Origin of the sequence: Ochrobactrum quorumnocens, assembly GCF_002278035.1 — a bacterium.
Classification (GTDB): domain Bacteria; phylum Pseudomonadota; class Alphaproteobacteria; order Rhizobiales; family Rhizobiaceae; genus Brucella; species Brucella quorumnocens.
The window spans coordinates 1-13,886 of the sequence record NZ_CP022605.1 but is presented as its reverse complement, the minus strand read 5'-3'; the positions used below and the strand labels follow the sequence as shown (position 1 = coordinate 13,886).

Here is a 13,886-nt window from a genome sequence, read left to right as displayed (position 1 = left end):
CCCCTTACGCAGCATCGCGATATTCTTCAGGACGGCACTTCTTATAGAGCCATTCCGTCAAGGGCAGCGCCACAAACAAACCGACATAAAGGCCCGTCGCATAAGTGAGAATATTGCTGGCTGCAGCCAAAGCCAGGATCAGATCCTTCTGTTCGGGAATAACGTTGACCAACCCGCCTGTACAGGCGGCGAGCATGCTGCCTGAGCCGACTCCGCATGACATGGCAAGCGCGCGAAAATCAAACAGCCCGAAGCTGTGAACGATTGGTGGCAGCAGCGCGAAAACGAATGTGCCAATTAAAGTACCGGTCGCATACACGCCCATCACACCGGCGCCTTCAGGACTGTCAAGGCCGTATTTATCGGCGATCAAAGCCAGATTCGGCTCACGGTCGATGGAATAGGTCGCACCCACAGTTTCGCGTCCCATACGCAGGACAAAAACTGCAATCGGGAAGGCCACTGCAATGGTGCCTAAGTTGCCAATTTCCTGTAGAACCAGAGCGGGACCGGCAGCAATGATATTCTCAATCTGCGGGCCAACCGTCGTACCAAACTTGGCAATAAACGGCATAATGGCAATAGTGATCATGGTCCCGGAAAGCTTAACTGAATCTGACTTGAGGACTTTGCCAGTTACCTTAAGAATGTTGGGATTAAATACGACACCTAAAGCAAATGCGTAAAGCATAGGCAAAAAGATGACAGCACCAATACCGATGGATAATTTTTGGATACCTATCAGTTCTGAAATAGAAATGATTAGCAGCACAAATGCATGCAACCAGATATGTCGCATAGCAAAAACGTTATTCCCCTTCACGCGGCTCTCCTTGTGGTTTCTTCATACGCGCTTTCGGGCAAGTATGATCAGTTTGCGCTCCAGCACCAGCCATCCCCGGAGGAACGCAGCGTTGCTTAGATGACAACGCTATAAAAGGTCAATGCGTAGGTGTTCGAGGCAATGATATCATTGCCGAATTCAGCTTGGATCCGGGAGTAAAGCTGGTTTGGACCATAATTCTGCAACGCTTCGGCTTTATCTTCGGTAGCCGCCCAAGTCCTTGACCGCTTTGGCTTAGTATCTGGGTAACGCTTATCAAAATCCCTACTTCGAGATACGCGCAGGTTTTGTGCATAGATATTCCCAGAACAGTTCAACGTGATTTTGAAGGGGCGTGTCGTGACGATAGATGCGGATTTCTACTGTGAGATCCCAGTAGTTATCAGTGGAAGCGCGCACAAGTTCCCCACGTTGCATCTCGTCATGAATCAGGCTTTCAGGCAGCCACGCCATGCCCCACCCCGCCAACGCCATTGCCTTCAGCCCAATGGAGATTGTGTTCTCGTGCATTACCCGTCTTTTAAAATCGGGTCCGGAGAAGAATTTTTGCGAGAGTGCCGCGCCGAAGAAAGAAAAATCACCGTAACTCAAATAAGGCAACACCTCACCGCTCGCGATCGCATGATCCAGCACCGGACCGGTCTCAGAAGGACATGAAACAGGTATCAATCTGTCTGTACCCAACACAATAGAGGGGAATTGATGAGGATCTATGAGTATCGGCACAGACGAATGCGCGTAGGTAAGGAAGAAGTCGACCTCACCTTCCGTGAGCGTTGCGATGTTATCTTCAAACCCTCCTCTATCCGGACTAAGCCGCGAGCGTATGGCACCAACTTCTCCATTCACCTGCCTGAGCCATTGCGGAAAAAAAGTAACCGTTAATGTGTGTAGAGCTGAAAAAGTGATAAACGGATTTTTGACTTCACGATTTGGCTGGAGTGCCTTGCGAGTTTTATAAAACTGCCGCACCGTGTCCTGTGCAACAGGTAGAAAGGTCGCGCCTTCTTTTGTAAGCTCTGCGGGAAAAACTGCCCGATTAACAAGCGTCACCCCCAGCCAGAGTTCGAGTTGCTTAATACGCCGTGAAAATGCGGATTGCGTCACATGACGTGTATCAGCGGCGCGCGAAAAGCTTGACGTATTTGCCAGCGCAATAAAGTCTTCAAGCCACTTTAGTTCCATTTGCGACCCATCCGGCAAATTTAATTTCTGCTTTACGGCAATTCGACGGAAAAGCCTCACAGCGTTAAGCCACTGCGAGAACGGTTCCAGTTAGTTTGAGTGGTTGGAACTGCATTAACAGCTTATTTGTGCGCATTTCCATACGCAAAAGCGGTTCCCACTTTTGCTCCAAGTATTTTAAGCCTGTTATGCAATTTTTGCATAGTGATTGCAAAACATAGCATTGGCCCGACAAATTCTTTTTACCTACGGTCCTCCTCAACAAAGATGAAATGTCCGAGGGCGTGTTTTGGCTAGGGTAATTTATTTGAATGGGGTCTTCGTAGAGGAGGGCGAAGCGAAAGTTTCGGTTTTTGATCGCGGCTTTCTGTTTGGTGACGGCATTTATGAAGTAAGCGCCGTACTCGATGGACGTCTGGTGGATAATGATCTGCACCTCGCACGTCTTGAACGGTCCTTGAAGGAAATCGGCATCCCGCTTCCTGTATCGCTCAGCGGTATTCGCAAAGCTCAGGAAGAGCTAATCCGCCGTAATGCTTTGCTCGAAGGTGTCGTTTATATGCAGGTCACACGCGGCGAAGCCGAGCGTGACTTCATTTACGCTGACGACATGAAGCCTAATTTCGTTATGCTCACTCAAGCCAAAAACCTCGCCAACTCTCCATCGGTGCTCAATGGCGTTCGTGTTGGCGTTGCCACTGATACCCGCTGGGCACGCCGCGATATCAAAACAGTAATGCTTTTGGCTCAGGTGTTGGCCAAGAAACAGGCCAAAGCCAAGGGCTACCATGAGGTCTGGCTCGTCGAGGATGGCTTCATTACCGAAGGAGGCTCATCGACAGCCTTCATTATCACCAAGGATAATGTCCTGGTTACTCGTCCAAATTCGCCCGCAATTTTGCCGGGATGCACCCGCCGAGCAGTTTTGCAGATCGCCAAAGAGCAGAACCTCATCATCGATGAGCGTCTTTTCACTGTCGATGAAGCAAAGGGTGCAAAAGAAGCATTTCTGACAAGCGCTTCGAGTTTCGTAACGCCGATTATCGGTATCGAAGATCATACGATCGGAGACGGAAAACCAGGGACAGTCACACGTCGCCTGCAGGAAGTCTACCTGGATCTCGCACGCGCGGGGAGCGAGCCAGTTTTTTAGCCTTAAACCATCAACTTAAAAGGAAAAAGAGGGGAACATGATAATAAAGACAATCTTCAAACAAGCCGCTTACGGAGCACTTTTTGCAAGTGCCGCCGTCATGTCTCATGCCCACACAGCATCGGCAGCCACTGAGGGTTATGGCGACTGTCCGTTGATCGGCGAAAAGGGTACAGCCAAGATCGATCCTGCAGCAGAAGACCAGTTCACTGTAATCATCAATTTGCCTGCGGTTGGTCAGTTCAATGGCGACACGCCGGACACGATCAAGGATGGCTATGAGTTTTGCATGGCGGTTAATCTTGCCCATCGCCTGGGCCTCGAAAAGGTAAAGCTCGTCAATGCTTCCTTTGACTCAATCGTGGCAGGGCAAAACAAGGATTATGACATCGCGCTGGCGCTGATCTCCGTTACTGAACCACGCAAGAAAGTTGTCGACTTTTCTGCGCCTTATATGAATTCGGGCTATGGCGTTGCCGCACGTGCTGACAAACCTGTCAATGAAGCCGAAATCAAAACAGTCAGAGTCGGTACTCAGGCAGGAACGACACTCGTTCCTTTCGCCCAAGATACCCTCAAGGTCGCAAGTCTGGACGTTTTTGATGATACCGCATCGATGTTTACAGCACTTGCCGCAGGCAAGGTCGATGCCGTTATGACTGATCTATCGATCACACTCGGTCAGGCGCATAATTCCAATGGCAGACTCGCAGTGGTGGGTAAATATAGATCCAGTGGCGAGACAGCAGGCATTTATCCAAAAGGTTCACCAAATGGAAAGATCATCGATCAATTGATCGAAGACATGCACAAGGATGGTACGCTTAAGAAGCTTGAAGAGGCCTATTTGCTGCCGTCATGGGGCACGTCTCCCGATAACATTCCACTTTGGAAGCCGTAATCCAAAGGCGTTCTGGGCTGCGATCAGGCGCCGTTAACGCAACCCAGCCAATATTCCACTAAGACCCTGGCCATGTGAAGGCTTTTGCAGCGTACACCGCGTCCAGAGCACGATTATCTTAAAGAAAGAGATCCTGCTCCGACTGTTTGTTAGAGATACATCTTTTCGGAACACCGATTTTATTTTCGGGATGTATGTCGGGTGGTGGACAAAGCGAGGTTCTGGCCTGTTCCATCGAGAGTAAAGTCATGTCCCATCTCGCACCAGATGCCAGCGCGCAGCGCGCCCAGCAATGGCGCGACCGCAACAAAGTCCGCACCCATAATGGGCGATCCCTGTTTGCGCTCGCTTTTTCGCTTCTCACCTTTCTGGCAATGGCACAGACCGCCTATAGCGTTGCCAGTTACACAATCAGTCAAGGTTGGCCTTCAACACCGGTCACTACGATTAGCATAGCCGTCCTTATTGCTCCGCTGGGCGTTCTTTGGTTTGCTTGGCGCGCAGTACAGCTATCGAGCAGGGCCGGAAACAATACCGATATTTATCAGGGACGTGAGTCCGGCGCACAGGCATCGGATATATCGTGGCAGGCTATTTCCTATGCTGTCGCACTTCTAATCATCAGCGCGGGCGCGTGGTTTCTGATCGTCAATAATGCAGCCGTCAGTCGCACGTTCTTCGATATCAGTCTTATCGTGAAATCCGCTGGCACGGTGCTTAAGGCATTTGTCACCAATATAATAATCTTCCTGGTTGCAGCCTTTTTGATTCTTGTTTGGGCATTGGTCATAGCGATTGCACGAACACTGCCAGGGAAGGCAGGCAGACCTATCCGTGTGCTTGCAACCTTCTACTGCGATCTGTTTCGGGGCTTGCCAGCTATCATAACCATCTATCTCATTGGGTTCGGCCTTCCCCTTACAGGCTTGCCGATTCTCAAGGACCTCTCGTCTATCTCCTATGCGATAATCGCACTGACTCTGACTTACGGTGCCTATACGTCAGAAGTCTACCGGGCAGGCATTGAAAGCGTGCACCCAAGCCAAATTGCAGCAGCGCGCTCGCTTGGTCTCTCTTATACGCGCACGATGCGCTATGTCATTATTCCACTGGCCGTACGCGGAATTATCCCTCCGCTTATGAACAACTGCATCAGCTTGCAAAAAGATACCGCATTGGTGGCCATCATTGGCACTATTGACGCCTTTAATCAGTCCAAGATCATCGCCAGCAATTATTTCAATCTCTCAGCTGTCACCACGGTGGCCATTCTTTTCATCTTGATCACCATCCCGCAGGCGCGTTTCGTAGATCGTTTGATCGAACGCGATCGCCGAAAAACACGCTCGAGCTTGTGAGGAAGGACCAAACACATGGCACTGATTGAAATCGATAAGGCCTATAAACGTTATGGCGCATTGGAAGTGCTTTCCGGTATTTCTCTCAACATTGAGGAACATCAGGTCGTTTGCCTGATTGGTCCTTCTGGGTGCGGAAAGTCTACACTGTTGCGGTGCATCAATAGATTGGAAGCGATCGATGAGGGTGAAATTCGTCTCCATGGCGACCGGGTCACGGGCCCAGGCGTTGATCTTGACTTGTTACGTCGCGAGATTGGGATTGTTTTTCAGGGATATAACTTGTTCCCTCACATGAGCGTAATGGAAAATGTGACGCTAGCTCCGACCAAAGTTCTGGGTATGCCTCTCAAAGAAGCCGAAGAAAAGGGAATGGCGCTGCTCGCCCGCATTGGACTCGATCACAAAGCGAAGGAATATCCTGACCGTCTCTCGGGCGGCCAGCAGCAGCGTGTGGCCATTGTGCGTGCCCTTCTGATGGACCCAACACTTCTGCTTTTAGACGAGATTACGTCGGCACTTGATCCCGAGCTTGTCTCAGAAGTGCTTGATATCGTGCGCGATCTGGCCAAAAAAGGCATGACAATGGTGCTTGCCACCCATGAGATGGGCTTTGCCCGTGAGGTTGCAGACAAGGTCTGCTTCCTGCAAAACGGTAAAGTCTATGAGGAAGGTCCACCTTCGCAGATTTTCGGCAATCCGCAGGGTGAACGGACGCAGGCATTCCTCAAACGCATTATAGAAGCTGGACGCCTTTAAAAAAACAAGGACCGGGGATAAAAATGACCGATACGGCGCGCGATCTGGGCATCGTCTGTGGCATTATGCCGACGGGTGCAAATAATACCATTACCGATGTGCCAGGTGTACGTGTCGGTCATCATACGCTACGCAACGGTGACATCAATACGGGTGTAACTGCTATCATTCCGCATGATGGGAACACGTATCGTCGCAAGGTACTTGCTGCATGCGATATTATCAATGGCTTTGGCAAGAGCACCGGTCTGTTGCAGATCGAGGAATTGGGAACGCTTGAAACTCCAATTCTTCTTACAAATACATTTGGTGTGGGGACCTGTACCAACGCATTGATCCGTTACGCGGTTGCCAAAAATCCTGATATTGGCCGCACAACAGCAACCGTCAATCCGGTTGTACTTGAATGCAATGATGGGCCGCTCAGTGACATTCAGGCAATGGCGGTTACAGAAGAGCATGCGCGTCTGGCCTTGCGAAATGCAAGTTCCGACGTTGCACAGGGCAATGTTGGTGCGGGAACAGGTATGACCTGTTTTGGTTTCAAGGGAGGCATTGGTACATCTTCACGTCAGTTCGAACTTGACAGCCAAAAGTATCATTTGGGCATTTTGGCGCTTACAAATTTCGGGCGCGCAGGTGATCTGGTATTGCCCGACGGACGCATGCCCTCCCCCAGAGTCCCTTCTCAAACTGAAAAAGGCTCTGTCATTCTCGTTCTTGCGACCGATGTTCCAATGGAACATCGCCAATTAAAACGCGTCACGCGCCGCTGCGGTGCGGGCTTGGCCCGACTTGGGGCTTTCTGGGGACATGGTAGTGGGGACATAGCTATCGGGTTTTCAACTGCTGTATCATTCGACCATGATGAGTCGGGTGATATCGTCAGTTTCGCAGCACTTAATGAAAACCGCATCGATATTCTTTTCCGGGCTGCGGCTGAAGCCACACAGGAGGCTGTGCTCAACTCGATGTGCGCCGCTAAAGCCATGCGCGGCCGTTCCGGTAGCCGTCGCTCGCTCGCCGATTGGCTACGTAATACAGACTGCTAACATGTTTATCCGATCTGAAACGAATACATGCATCGAAAGAAACATCAATGTGAACCCACCGGGCCATCGAAAAGGCCGCGTGGCCATCGTTGAACAGGACTGCACCTACCAGTCATTCCGGTCCACCTGTTCAAGCCTCAACATTATCTGGCATAATTTGTCAGCTTTACCAACAACAGTGCTAAGTTCGCGGTTAGAGGGCGGAGTTGTCTCATTCCCCAACACGTCAGGACTTCCCGTTGAGAATTCCTCAATGTAATCCGATCCTGTTTTTTCACAGCTAGACCTCTTCCTCAAAGTGACTACAATCTAGAGTTAAAGTCATCTGCGATGAATTCGGAGGCTCGGACTTGACGCTACGTTATCAGATCGTCGCATTGGCAATCGTGCCGCTTATCGTGGCCATTCTCACAGTGACCGCCTTCATCACATGGCAGTCGGCAAACCTTGTGCAAAGCAGTATTGCCACTTTTGAGCAAAATATGCTGAAGGCCAAGGAAACGGAGCTGTTGAACCTCACCAATCTCGCACTGTCATCCATTCAGAAAATTTATGAAGAAGCCGGACCCAGCGATGCAAAAGCTATGGAGAAAGTGCGAGCGATTCTGACGTCGCTCGATTATGGCCGTGATGGCTATTTCTTCGTCTATGATTATGACGGCAACAACATCGTTCATCCACGCCAGTTGTTTAGGCCGGGGCACAATTGGCTTAATCTTGTTGATCCTGATGGAGATCGTGTCATTGCCAATCTGATTGGGAAAGCAAAGGAAGGAGGTGGTTTGCATCAATACAAATGGGAAAAACCCTCCAGTGCGGAAATGGCCGATAAGTTATCCTTCGCAGTGGGGTTGGACAAATGGAAATGGATGCTCGGAACGGGCGTCTATCTTGATGATGTCTACGCACAAACCGCTGCAGCAAATGCGGATTTCCGAGCCAATATCCGCACAACATTCCTCATCGTTAGTTTGATTGCCGTTCCAGCAGTGATGCTCGTCTTCGCTACCTGCATGCTCCTCAACTTGCGGGAACGCCGAATGGCCGACACCAAACTCAAGGAACTTGCACAGCGCATCATCGATACACAGGAAGAAGAACGAGCACGACTGGCCCGCGAGCTTCATGACAGTATATCGCAGAATCTCGTCGGGGTTCGTTATGCCATTGATCTAGCAAGCCGCCAGGTAGGAACAGCAAGCAGCGGCGCGCCAATGGCAATCGAAAAGGCATCAGACGCCCTTAATGGAGCGATCAAAGAAGTGCGGCGCCTATCACATGATTTGCGTCCGCGCATCCTGGATGATCTGGGTTTGACAGTCGCTTTAAAGGCTCTTTGCGAGCATTTTTCAGAACGTACGGGTATTGATACACTTTTTGAAGCGAACGGCTTGAACGAAACGATAAAACCCGAACCGAGTACAGCTTTGTACCGGGTGGTGCAGGAAGCCCTTACCAATATAGAGCGGCATTCAGGTGCCAGCCGGGTTGATATCCGGCTTCGTGGCCTGAAGGGTAAAATAACAATGACCGTTGCTGATAACGGCAACGGTTTTACTGCTCGCAACCTGGAAGATGAGTTGTCGGGATTGGGGTTACGCAACATGCAAGAACGCATGGCACATTTTGGCGGTATACTCTTGGTTGAAACGAGCGTAAATGGTACGCAACTCACTGCCCGGTTGCCGAAATCGACCACGGAGAAAAAGCCAGAAGCAGGAGTAGCATGACGAACGAGTGTAAAATTCGCGTATTGCTGGTCGACAATCATCCGCTGGTACTGGACGGGTTGCGTGCCGTTCTTGAAACCTATGAAGATATTCAAATAGTGGGCGCTGCCGCAAATGCTCGCACCGCCCTTGAGCTCGCATCGGTGGTAGGTCCCGAAGTTGTATTGATGGATATTAATATGCCACTTCTCAACGGTATAGAAGCGATCGAACTTTTCAAGAAGCAGCTACCCGGCATCCGTATCCTCATGTTATCCATGCATGACAGCCGCGAATACATCTCCACTTCGATCATGCGTGGTGCATCAGGTTATGTCTTGAAGGATGTTTCAACCACGGAAATCGTAACGGCGATTCATGCTGTTGCGTCTGGCGGCACCTATTTCTCCTCAGGCGGTTCTGAAGCGCTTTTGGAACGAGGAGGAAAGAAATCCGAAGGGCTGTCTGCACGCGAAACTGATGTACTGGTATTGGTTGCTGAAGGTGGCAGCAACCGTGAGATTGCTATCAGACTGAGTATTTCAGAAGCAACGGTTGAAACACATCGCAAGAACATCAAGAAGAAGCTCGGCATAGCCAGTACTGCGGGTCTCACACGTTATGTCATCGAAAACGGACTGAACCTTCCATCGCATTAATTTCCCCGACGATCACCGTTGTTACCCACTAATGGGTAGAGCTTTGTTGCTTTAGTCTATCGTCGTCTTGCCGCAACGAATCGTCGCTCATAGTATCTTCCAAAACCGCTTGAGGAGGCGGGAAAGAAGGGGAGGAGCGATGTCAGTCTTGCTGGCGTTTTCGCGCGCTATCGACGCGGCCAATAATTTCATCGGAAAGTCGGTATCCTGGCTGATACTTGTGGCGGTTCTTATCAGTGCCATTAATGCTATTTCCCGCAAACTTTTCAACGTCAGCTCCAATGCTTGGCTTGAAGCACAATGGTATCTGTTCTCCGCTGTGTTTCTACTTGCCGCGGGCTACACATTGCTTAACAACGAGCACGTCAAGGTCGATCTACTCTATAGTCGCTACTCACGGCGAACCCAGTTACTGGTTGAGATATTCGGCACCATTTTCTTCCTTCTGCCATTCTGCCTCGTCACGATTTTCCTCTCATGGCCGATCGTTGAAGTAAAGCTCACCAGCGGCGAAACCTCCAATAATACGGGCGGATTGATACTGTGGCCGGTTTGGTTGCTAATTCCTGTCGGTTTCGGTTTGCTGGCACTTCAGGGCATATCTGAGCTCATCAAACGTATCGCCATTCTTCAAGGGCAGATCCCCGATAAGGTCGCCGTTGAAGATGCCGAAGCGCAGGCGCTTTGAGAGGAATGGATATGATCGCTTTTTTCGCAGAAAATCTCGCTCCCCTCATGTTTCTTTCGCTTGTGGTCGTACTACTGCTGGGCTATCCGGTCGCATTCGCCCTAGCCTTTGTCGGCTTCGTTTTCGGCTTTATTGGCATCGAATTGAGCCTGTTGCCCGTCAACCTGTTCGGTGCAATTCCTGATCGCATTTTTGGGCAGATGTCGAACGAGACATTGCTTGCCATTCCATTTTTCACTTTTATGGGGCTAATTCTGGAACGAAGCGGCATGGCGGAAGATCTACTCGATACGATCGGGCAGCTTTTCGGACCGGTACGTGGGGGGCTGGCATTTGCAGTGATAATCGTTGGGGCGTTGCTGGCTGCAACGACTGGCGTGGTTGCAGCCTCTGTCATTTCCATGGGACTTATTTCCCTGCCCATCATGCTCCGCTATGGTTATGACCGTAAGGTCGCGGCCGGAACAATTGCCGCCTCCGGTACCCTGGCACAGATCATTCCTCCCAGCCTTGTCCTCATTGTGCTCGCTGATCAGCTTGGGCGCTCAGTTGGCGATATGTATAAGGGTGCACTTGTACCCGGATTGATGCTTGTCGGCTTTTACTGCGCCTTTATCATAGGTATGTCGATCTTGCGACCCGCGACTGTTCCCGCGTTACCGGTTCACGCGCGTACGTTGAAGGGCTGGAAGCTCGTTCAGCGTGTGGTGTTCTCATTAGTACCGCCGCTTGTATTGATCTTTCTTGTCCTTGGAACCATCTTTATCGGCCTGGCAACGCCTACAGAAGGTGGTGCCATGGGAGCCGTGGGAGCGCTACTTCTAGCTATCATCAATCGCCGTCTCAATCTGACAATGCTGACTTCAGCTCTATACGCGACCGCAAAACTGTCGTCGTTCGTCATTTTCATCTTGTTGGGTGCACGCGTGTTCTCGCTCACATTCTATGGTGTCAACGGCCATGTCTGGGTTGAACACTTGATGATGTCAATCCCTGGCGGCGAGGTTGGCTTCCTTATCGTTGCCAATCTCCTGGTGTTTCTACTGGCATTCTTTCTCGATTATTTCGAGCTGGCCTTCATCATAATTCCACTTTTGGCACCTGTCGCGGACAGTCTGGGCATTGACCTTGTCTGGTTCGGCGTGATGCTGGCGGTTAACATGCAAACATCTTTCATGCATCCACCATTCGGATTTTCATTGTTCTATTTGCGTTCCGTCGCGCCGTCCCGACCATACAGGGACAAGGTGACGGGGGCGACAATCCAACCTGTTACATCCGGACAGATTTATGTTGGGTCCATACCGTTTCTGATAATTCAGCTCGTTATGGTCGGGATTATCATAGGTTTTCCCGGTATAGTCACTCACTACAAGGGCAACCATGAACAGCTGGATCCCTCCACCATCCAGATCAATGTGCCTATGCCAGATGCGGATGGAGGAAACCCGTTCGGTAATGCACCAGCACCTTTTGGTGCACCCGCGTTTTCCCCTTCTAATGAACCATTGCCTGCACCATCATTTGGCACACCCTCCCCGCCTTCATTCGGACAAGGTACCCGCCAATCGGAAAGGCCGGGACAATGACGCTAAACTAAACTTGGAACCAAAAGTATGGAACGATTTTGCGTGAAACAAAAACTTATAAAGATGCAGTTATGGCGGTTCCAACGATCGCGACTGAACTGAAAGCGCTCCGGTCATTACAGACAATTAAAAGTCTTCGAGGAGGAAAGACATGAAACAGGATTTAAACCGTCGAACATTTTTAACAAAGGGCGCCGCCATTGGCGCAGCCGCTGCAGCGAGCGGGACGGCGCTTGCCACACCTGCCATCGCTCAGGAACTACCTACACTACGATGGCGTTTGACTTCAGGGTTCCCCAACAATCTTGATACTATCTATGGCGGCGCTGTCTATATGGCCAACGCCGTTTCGAAGATGACGGAAGGCAAATTTCAGATCCAAGTGTTCCAGGCAGGCGAAATCGTACCTGGCCCACAGGCGATCGACGCTGTGCAAGCGAATACGGTCGAAATGGCACATACGTGCGGCTATTATTTTACCGGCAAAAATCCGGCTTTTGCCATTGGTACCGCGATACCATTCGGCATGAATACACGCCTACAGAATGCATGGCTCTATCACGGTGGAGGCAACGAACTCTATAACGAGTTTCTATCGGATTATGGCGTCGTGGGGATTGTCGGTGGCAACACAGCCGCGCAGATGGGGGGGTGGTATAGAAAGGAGATCAAAAGCCTAGCAGATCTCAAAGGGCTGAAGATGCGCATCGCTGGTGTTGCCGGTGAAGTCATGTCACGTCTGGGTGTGGTACCGCAGCAGCTTCCTGGCGGCGACATCTACCCATCGCTCGAGCGCGGAACCATTGATGCTGCAGAATGGGTCGGCCCTTATGACGACGAGAAACTAGGTTTCTATCAAATTGCGCCTTATTATTATTATCCCGCATTCTGGGAGGGTGGTGCCTCGGTCCACTTTTTCATCAACAAGGAGCAATATGAAAGCCTGCCGGAACCTTACAAGGTTGCGCTCAATACAGCTGCTGAAGCAGCAACTCAGAACATGATCTCGCTCTATGACGTAAAGAATACGACAGCGATCCGTTCATTGGTATCAAAGGGAGTGAAACTTCAGCCGCTACCACGTGATGTGCTCGACGCTGCATACAAAGTTACGTTTGATCTTTATGCGGAATACAACGAGAAAAATCCGTCATGGGCTAAGATTTATCCAAGCTGGAAGAAATTCCGTGACGAAGGTTTTGAGTGGTTCCGTGTCGCTGAATATACCTACGACAGTTATGTGTTTGCGCAGCAGGCCGCAGGCAAATGATACGACTATGACAGGCCTCGTCGTTCCCAAACATTGAGCGGGGCCAGTCGCCCCGCTATCCGGTTGCAACGCGTAAGATACAATCTAGCCATAAACTCGCTTTTTTTCCAGGCGAAACAACGCCAGTTTTGTATTTACAGTGGCACGGGCTATCCCAAGGATGAACATTTAGTGGGAACTAAAACCATCTATGATGTGGTTTAAATAGAGCCTGCATAAAGCCATACTCTCTAAAAACCCATTGATAAGTGGAAGGCCAAACACAATTATCATCGAGCCTATAAATGAGGATCCGACAGGTTGAACCTGCGTCACACCAGATATCCACAATGAAGTGTTTCTTTACCCGTGTTGTGGCAAAGGCTATTGACCTAATGGAGTTACTTTAAGGCCGGACATCGCTTACTGCAGACAAGTTGACTTTTCACTAGACCGACGGTGGATACAACGATTAAAGCTACTTTGCGGGATTGGCTCCATGCGACTGGCACAAACCGCTGTCATTTTGAATTTTCGGTGCTGTTTCCGCTGAGCACTGATACCCTCCCTGAAAGGCCAGGATACCGCCTCTTGGGTCGTCATACGCAGAAACTTGCAAATCAATCAGAGCAAGATCGCTGACCGAATATTGGAAGGTAGCTCAAGGCACTAGCACTTCGTCCCCCATTTTTCATGGCTGCGTTGGAGAAACTAGGCCGTGTGGACGGATTTGATTAAGA

At 50.3% G+C, this 13,886-nt stretch carries 12 protein-coding genes; 10 read left to right on the top strand and 2 right to left on the bottom strand.

Features of this window, described 5'->3' with window-relative positions:
* Positions 1 to 4: 4 nt before the first annotated feature.
* Positions 5 to 799, bottom strand: a complete 795-nt coding sequence (locus CES85_RS22140) for a DUF3100 domain-containing protein (RefSeq protein WP_095448026.1) — start codon at positions 797 to 799, stop codon at positions 5 to 7.
* A 309-nt stretch (positions 800 to 1,108) separates the two neighbouring features.
* Positions 1,109 to 2,029, bottom strand: a complete 921-nt coding sequence (locus CES85_RS22135; RefSeq protein WP_095448025.1) for a LysR family transcriptional regulator — start codon at positions 2,027 to 2,029, stop codon at positions 1,109 to 1,111.
* A gap of 289 nt (positions 2,030 to 2,318) precedes the next feature.
* Between CES85_RS22135 and CES85_RS22130 the strand changes: the two genes are divergently transcribed.
* The 10 genes from CES85_RS22130 to CES85_RS22085 all read left to right on the top strand — a co-directional run bounded on the left by CES85_RS22130 (position 2,319) and on the right by CES85_RS22085 (position 13,167).
* Positions 2,319 to 3,182, top strand: a complete 864-nt coding sequence (locus CES85_RS22130; RefSeq protein ID WP_095448024.1) for a D-amino-acid transaminase — start codon at positions 2,319 to 2,321, stop codon at positions 3,180 to 3,182.
* A 37-nt stretch (positions 3,183 to 3,219) separates the two neighbouring features.
* Positions 3,220 to 4,083 (top strand): ABC transporter substrate-binding protein, encoded by an 864-nt coding sequence (locus tag CES85_RS22125; RefSeq protein ID WP_095448023.1) that lies wholly within the window; start codon positions 3,220 to 3,222, stop codon positions 4,081 to 4,083.
* Positions 4,084 to 4,331: 248 nt separating this feature from the next.
* Positions 4,332 to 5,441 (top strand): amino acid ABC transporter permease, encoded by a 1,110-nt coding sequence (locus CES85_RS22120; RefSeq protein ID WP_095448809.1) that lies wholly within the window; start codon positions 4,332 to 4,334, stop codon positions 5,439 to 5,441.
* 15 nt (positions 5,442 to 5,456) lie between these two features.
* Positions 5,457 to 6,200: an amino acid ABC transporter ATP-binding protein gene (locus tag CES85_RS22115; protein ID WP_095448022.1), complete on the top strand. Its 744-nt coding sequence runs from the start codon at positions 5,457 to 5,459 to the stop codon at positions 6,198 to 6,200.
* A gap of 23 nt (positions 6,201 to 6,223) precedes the next feature.
* On the top strand, positions 6,224 to 7,252 hold the full coding sequence (locus CES85_RS22110; protein WP_095448021.1) for a DmpA family aminopeptidase: 1,029 nt from the start codon (positions 6,224 to 6,226) through the stop codon (positions 7,250 to 7,252).
* Between the two features lie 350 nt (positions 7,253 to 7,602).
* Positions 7,603 to 8,982, top strand: coding sequence for a two-component system sensor histidine kinase MctS (mctS, locus tag CES85_RS22105; RefSeq protein WP_095448020.1), 1,380 nt, complete (start codon positions 7,603 to 7,605; stop codon positions 8,980 to 8,982).
* Positions 8,979 to 9,620, top strand: coding sequence for a two-component system response regulator MctR (mctR, locus tag CES85_RS22100; RefSeq protein ID WP_095448019.1), 642 nt, complete (start codon positions 8,979 to 8,981; stop codon positions 9,618 to 9,620). The genes mctS and mctR overlap by 4 nt, the downstream gene beginning before the upstream one ends.
* A gap of 139 nt (positions 9,621 to 9,759) precedes the next feature.
* The gene (locus tag CES85_RS22095) at positions 9,760 to 10,308 is read left to right on the top strand and encodes a TRAP transporter small permease subunit (RefSeq protein WP_095448018.1); all 549 of its coding nucleotides are present in this window, start codon (positions 9,760 to 9,762) and stop codon (positions 10,306 to 10,308) included.
* An 11-nt stretch (positions 10,309 to 10,319) separates the two neighbouring features.
* Positions 10,320 to 11,897, top strand: coding sequence for a TRAP transporter large permease (locus CES85_RS22090; RefSeq protein ID WP_095448808.1), 1,578 nt, complete (start codon positions 10,320 to 10,322; stop codon positions 11,895 to 11,897).
* Positions 11,898 to 12,048: 151 nt separating this feature from the next.
* Positions 12,049 to 13,167 carry a TRAP transporter substrate-binding protein gene (locus CES85_RS22085; RefSeq protein ID WP_095448017.1) on the top strand — a complete coding sequence of 373 codons (1,119 nt, stop codon included), beginning with the start codon at positions 12,049 to 12,051 and terminating at the stop codon, positions 13,165 to 13,167.
* Positions 13,168 to 13,886: the final 719 nt, after the last annotated feature.

What these genes read in the sequence shown, in the direction of transcription:
- CES85_RS22110 (WP_095448021.1), top strand. Translation starts at nt 6,224, where the DNA reads ATGACCGATACGGCGCGCGATCTGGGCATCGTCTGTGGCATTATGCCG.
- CES85_RS22120 (WP_095448809.1), top strand. Translation starts at nt 4,332, where the DNA reads ATGTCCCATCTCGCACCAGATGCCAGCGCGCAGCGCGCCCAGCAATGG.
- CES85_RS22135 (WP_095448025.1), bottom strand. Translation starts at nt 2,029, where the DNA reads ATGGAACTAAAGTGGCTTGAAGACTTTATTGCGCTGGCAAATACGTCA.
- CES85_RS22085 (WP_095448017.1), top strand. Translation starts at nt 12,049, where the DNA reads ATGAAACAGGATTTAAACCGTCGAACATTTTTAACAAAGGGCGCCGCC.
- CES85_RS22115 (WP_095448022.1), top strand. Translation starts at nt 5,457, where the DNA reads ATGGCACTGATTGAAATCGATAAGGCCTATAAACGTTATGGCGCATTG.
- CES85_RS22090 (WP_095448808.1), top strand. Translation starts at nt 10,320, where the DNA reads ATGATCGCTTTTTTCGCAGAAAATCTCGCTCCCCTCATGTTTCTTTCG.
- CES85_RS22140 (WP_095448026.1), bottom strand. Translation starts at nt 799, where the DNA reads ATGCGACATATCTGGTTGCATGCATTTGTGCTGCTAATCATTTCTATT.
- CES85_RS22095 (WP_095448018.1), top strand. Translation starts at nt 9,760, where the DNA reads ATGTCAGTCTTGCTGGCGTTTTCGCGCGCTATCGACGCGGCCAATAAT.
- CES85_RS22125 (WP_095448023.1), top strand. Translation starts at nt 3,220, where the DNA reads ATGATAATAAAGACAATCTTCAAACAAGCCGCTTACGGAGCACTTTTT.
- mctR (WP_095448019.1), top strand. Translation starts at nt 8,979, where the DNA reads ATGACGAACGAGTGTAAAATTCGCGTATTGCTGGTCGACAATCATCCG.